Source organism: Streptomyces sparsus (assembly GCF_054776295.1).
In genome coordinates, this window is record NZ_BAAHCA010000329.1 from 1 (window position 1) to 4903 (window position 4903).

Here is a 4903-nt window from a genome sequence, read left to right on the forward strand (position 1 = left end):
CCAGCCGCTACCGCCCCCGCGCCGACCACAGCCCGGGCGGGTCACCCGCTCGCGCTTCACCCGGACTCGCACCGCCCGACCGTGCGGCCGGCCCGGCCCTTCGGACCGCGCCGCGCACCGATCGCCTCACCCGAGCTGCTTTCCGTGAGCAGCCGCACACACCGACAGGGAGCTCAACCGATGACCGTTCAGCGCGCCACTGGCGTCTCCGTTCGACCGCAGGAGGAGGCACGATGAGGGTGCTGCTGCTCGGAGCCAACGGGTTCCTCGGCCGATACGTCGCCGACCGCCTGCTCGCCGACCCGGCCGTCCAGCTCACCGCGCTGGGCCGGCGCGACGACTCGGACGTGCGCTTCGACCTCTCCACGGGCAGTCCTGGGGCGCTCACCCGCTTCCTGGACGCGGTCCACCCCGGCGTCGTCATCAACTGCGCCGGCGCGATCCGCGGCGGCGCCCGCGAACTCACCCGGCACAACACGGTGGCCACCGCCACCATCTGCGAGTCGATGCGGCGGAGCAGCTGCACCGCCCGCCTGGTGCACCTGGGGTGCGCCGCCGAGTACGGGCCCTCGCAGCCCGGCTCGTCCACCGGAGAGGACGCGGTGCCCCGCCCCGGCGGGCCGTACGGTGTCAGCAAGCTCGCAGCCACCGAACTCGTCCTGGGCTCCGGCCTGGACGCGATCGTGCTGCGCGTCTTCTCCCTCGCCGGCCCGGGCACGCCGGCCGGGTCGCCGCTGGGCCGGCTCGCCGAGTCGATGCGCCGGGCGATGCAGCACGGCGACCACGAACTGCGGCTCGGCGGCCTCAACGTGCAGCGGGACTTCGTGGACGTGCGCGACGTCGCCCGGGCCGTGCACGCCGCGTCGCTCTCCGCGGCACAGGGGGTGGTGAACATCGGCACCGGGCGGGCCGTGCGGCTGCGCGACGCGACGGCCGTGCTGGCGCGGGTCGCCGGGTTCAGCGGTTCCATCCACGAACTCGACGAGCCGCACCTCGGCGCCGGCCCCCCGCCGCCGCCCTACCCGGACGGGTGCGGCATGTGGCAGCAGGCGGACGTGCGCACCGCCCGGGACCGGCTCGGCTGGCGGCCCCGCACCGGCTTGGAGGAGTCCCTGGCCGACATCTGGATGGAGGCGGCATGCCGCATCTGACTCCGTTCCCCACTCCCACCGTCGACCGGCTCGGCATGGCGGTGCCGGGCTGTGCCCACCCCATGCTCGCGCCGGTGGAGTGGGCGGAGCTGGCCCGGCCGGGCACTCCGCTGCACTGGGCGGTGCTCAACGTCGCCGACGGGCCCGGCGGCCGTCCCGACCGGTACTGCCTGGCGGCGGCGGTCCGGCTGCGGGAGACCGGGGTGCCGCTGCTGGGCCACCTCGACCTCCGGCACGGCACCCGCCCGTTCGGTGACCTGGTCACCGAGGGGCGCCGCTACCTTGACTGGTACGGGGTGGACGGCTTCTACCTGGACCGGCCACCGACCGGCGGCGAGGGGCTGCCGGAGACCCGGCGGGTGCTGACCACGCTGCGCGCCCTGGGTGAGGCCACCCGCCCGCAGGTCCGCCTGGTGCTGGCGTCCGGCACCCACCCGCACCCCGGCTACGCGGAGGCCGCCGACCAGGTGGTGACCTTCCGCGGCGGCTGGACGGACTACCGCTGGTCGCAGGTGGCCGAGTGGACGGCCGACTACCCGCCGGACCGCTTCTGCCACCTGGTGCACGGCGTGCCGCGCACGCACCTGGACGAGGCGCTGCGCGTCGCCCGCTGGCAGGGCGCCGGAACGGTGTACTTCACCGACCGGACGCGGCGCGGCGGACTCGACCCCTGGGAGGCCCTGCCCGGCTACTGGGACGAGATCGTCTCGAAGCTCGGACCGGGTGTCTCGGAATGAGATCGGGCGTGGCAGTGTTACGCGGAGAACAACCGTCCACCGACCAACCCCTTGCTGAGGTCTCTGTGTCGCTGCCACCCCTGGTCGAGCCGGCCGCCGAGCTCACCGTCGACGAGGTCCGCAGGTACTCCCGCCACCTGATCATCCCGGATGTCGGGATGGACGGCCAGAAGCGGCTGAAGAACGCCAAGGTGCTCTGTGTGGGCGCCGGCGGCCTCGGTTCGCCGGCCCTGATGTACCTGGCCGCCGCAGGCGTCGGCACGCTCGGCATCGTCGAGTTCGACGAGGTCGACGAGTCGAACCTCCAGCGCCAGATCATCCACAGCCAGGCCGACATCGGCCGGCCGAAGGCCGAGTCCGCCCGGGACACGGTGCTGGGCATCAACCCGTACACCAAGGTCAACATCCACAACGAGCGGCTCGACTCGTCGAACGTCATGGAGATGTTCGCCGAGTACGACCTGATCGTGGACGGCACCGACAACTTCGCCACCCGCTACCTCGTCAACGACGCGTGCGTGCTGCTCAACAAGCCGTACGTGTGGGGCTCGATCTACCGGTTCGACGGCCAGGCGTCCGTCTTCTGGAGCGAGCACGGCCCCTGCTACCGGTGCCTCTACCCGGAGCCGCCGCCGCCGGGCATGGTGCCGTCCTGTGCCGAGGGCGGCGTGCTGGGCGTGCTGTGCGCCTCCATCGGCTCGATCCAGGTCAACGAGGCCATCAAGCTGCTCGCCGGCATCGGTGAGCCGCTGCTCGGCCGACTGATGATCTACGACGCGCTGGAGATGACGTACCGGCAGGTCAAGGTCCGCAAGGACCCGGAGTGCGCGGTGTGCGGCAAGAACCCGACGGTCACCGAGCTGATCGACTACGAGGCGTTCTGCGGTGTGGTCTCGGAGGAGGCCCAGGAGGCCGCGGCCGGCGCCACGATCACGCCCACGCAGCTCAAGGAGTGGATGGACGCCGGCGAGAGCATCGACGTCATCGACGTCCGGGAGCCGAACGAGTACGAGATCGTCTCCATCCCCGGCGCCCGGCTCGTGCCCAAGAACGAGTTCCTGGTGGGCACCGCGCTCCAGGACCTGCCGCAGGACAAGAAGATCGTCTTGCACTGCAAGACGGGTGTCCGGTCCGCGGAAGTCCTGGCCGTGCTGAAGAACGCCGGCTTCGCCGACGCCGTGCACGTCGGCGGCGGCGTCATCGGCTGGGTCCACCAGATCGAACCGGAGAAGCCCGTCTACTGACGCGCCCGTCCGGCCGAGGGGCCCGCACCGCCGACCATCGGCGGGTCCGGGCCCCTCGTGCGTTCCCGTGCGTTCCGGGGCGCTTCCCCTCACGGCGTGCAGGTCGTGCCGTCCTTCGGCACCTCACCGTCCAACAGGTAGGCGTTCACCGCCCGCCGCACACAGGTGTCGCCGCTGTTGTACGCGCCGTGCCCCTCGCCCTCGAAGGTCAGCTGGACCGCCACGTCCTCGCCGAGGGCGCGGGCCATGCTCGCCGCGCCCTCGTAGGGCGTCGCCGGGTCGCCGGTGTTGCCGATCACCACGATCGGCGCGGCGCCGGCGGCGCTGACCTCCGGGTGCTCGGCCTCGCCCTCGACCGGCCAGCCGTGGCACATCGCCAGGCCCCACGCGCTCAGCTCACCGAAGACCGGCGACGCCCTGCGGAACTCCGGCAGCAGGGCGCGGATGTCGTCCAGGCCGTAGCGCGGCTTCGCGTCCGCGCAGGAGATCGCGGTGAGCGCGGCCTGGCTGTTGTCGTACCGGCCGTCCTCCTGGCGTCCGTTGAGCAGATCGCTCAGTCGCAGCAGCAGCGTGCCGTCGTTGTTGTCGAGCGCGTCCTCCAGGCCCTCGGTCAGCACGCCCCAGAAGTCGTCCGAGTACAGCGACAGCGCGATGCCGGCGGCGGCCAGTGAACTGTTGAGGGTGCGGCCGTCCGGGTCCGCGGTGGGCAGCGGGCGCTCGTCCAACTCGGCCAGCAGGTCGGTGATCTTCCTCTGACCCTGCTCGACGGAGCCGCCCAGCGGGCACTGCTCGGTCTCCGTGCAGGCGGTGAGGTAGTTCGTCAGCGCCAGTTGGAATCCCTCGGCCTGCCCGAGCGCGCTCTCGGCCGGGGTCTTCGACGGGTCGACGACCGCGTCGAAGACCGCCCGGCCCACCCTGCCGGGGAACAGGTGCGCGTAGACGCCGCCCAGCTCGGTGCCGTAGGAGATCCCGAAGTAGTGCAGCCTGTCGTCGCCCAGGACCTCGCGCATCAGGTCCAGGTCGCGGGCGGCGTCGGTGGTGGCCACGTGCGGCAGCACCGCGCCGGACTTCCGCTCGCACGCGTCGGCGTACCGCTGCTGCTCGGCGAGAAGCCGCTCACCCTCAGCGCGGTCGGTGGGCAGTACGGCCGCCTGGTGGAACTCGTCCAGTTCCCGGTCGCCCAGGCAGCGCACTCCGGCGCTGCGGCCCACGCCGCGAGGATCAAAACTGACCAGGTCGTAGCGGGAGTGCAGCTTCTCGTAGTCCGCGCCGGAGACCGGCAGCGTGCTGACACCGGAACCGCCCGGACCACCGAAGTTGAAGACCAGCGACCCGATCCGGTCGCCGTCGGCGGCCCTCGTCCGGGCCCGGACCATCGCCAGCGACAGCGTGTCGCCGTCCGGCTCGTCGTAGTCCAGCGGCACCCGCAGCGTCGCGCACTGCCACGGAGTGCCGTCGGGCATCGGCAGCGGTGCCGAGCCGCCGCCCTGCGCGGCTGTCGGCGCCGGGCAGTCCTGCCACGACAGCCGCTGCTCCCGGAGTTCCGCCGGCAGCTCGCCGGTGTCCACCGCATCGTCGGCAGCCCGGTTCACCGGCTCGGCCGGCAGCGACCCGGAAGGGCCGCCACCACACCCGGCGAGTACCAGGCAGGCGGCGGTGGCGAGCGCCGCGCCTCCGCGACGGGTTGCGGACATGCGGGCTCCCTGCTGGCGACGCGACCGGGCGTGCCCGGGCGTGACCGCGCTGACGACGTGACCGGCTGCCATCGTCG

4 protein-coding genes are annotated in these 4903 nt (G+C 72.7%); 3 read left to right on the top strand and 1 reads right to left on the bottom strand.

Annotated elements, in window-relative coordinates; translation table 11 throughout:
* Window positions 1-233 precede the first annotated feature (233 nt).
* The 3 genes from ACYVE9_RS15610 (at window position 234) to moeZ (ending at window position 3132) form a co-directional block, all read left to right on the top strand.
* Entirely contained in the window at window positions 234-1151 is a 918-nt protein-coding gene (locus ACYVE9_RS15610; RefSeq protein ID WP_461028452.1) for an NAD-dependent epimerase/dehydratase family protein, read from the top strand.
* Window positions 1139-1888 carry a spherulation-specific family 4 protein gene (locus tag ACYVE9_RS15615; protein WP_461028453.1) on the top strand — a complete coding sequence of 250 codons (750 nt, stop codon included), beginning with the start codon at window positions 1139-1141 and terminating at the stop codon, window positions 1886-1888. The genes ACYVE9_RS15610 and ACYVE9_RS15615 overlap by 13 nt, the downstream gene beginning before the upstream one ends.
* 65 nt (window positions 1889-1953) lie before the next feature.
* Window positions 1954-3132, top strand: a complete 1179-nt coding sequence (gene moeZ / locus ACYVE9_RS15620; protein WP_461028454.1) for an adenylyltransferase/sulfurtransferase MoeZ — start codon at window positions 1954-1956, stop codon at window positions 3130-3132.
* Window positions 3133-3221: 89 nt separating this feature from the next.
* On the opposite strand, the gene ACYVE9_RS15625 is transcribed toward moeZ, so the two are convergent.
* Window positions 3222-4826, bottom strand: coding sequence for an alpha/beta hydrolase (locus ACYVE9_RS15625; RefSeq protein ID WP_461028455.1), 1605 nt, complete (start codon window positions 4824-4826; stop codon window positions 3222-3224).
* Between the last annotated feature and the right edge of the window lie 77 nt (window positions 4827-4903).

Excerpts from the sequence above, each read along its gene's own strand:
- ACYVE9_RS15615 (WP_461028453.1), top strand. The coding sequence starts at position 1,139 with ATGCCGCATCTGACTCCGTTCCCCACTCCCACCGTCGACCGGCTCGGC.
- ACYVE9_RS15610 (WP_461028452.1), top strand. The coding sequence starts at position 234 with ATGAGGGTGCTGCTGCTCGGAGCCAACGGGTTCCTCGGCCGATACGTC.
- ACYVE9_RS15625 (WP_461028455.1), bottom strand. The coding sequence starts at position 4,826 with ATGTCCGCAACCCGTCGCGGAGGCGCGGCGCTCGCCACCGCCGCCTGC.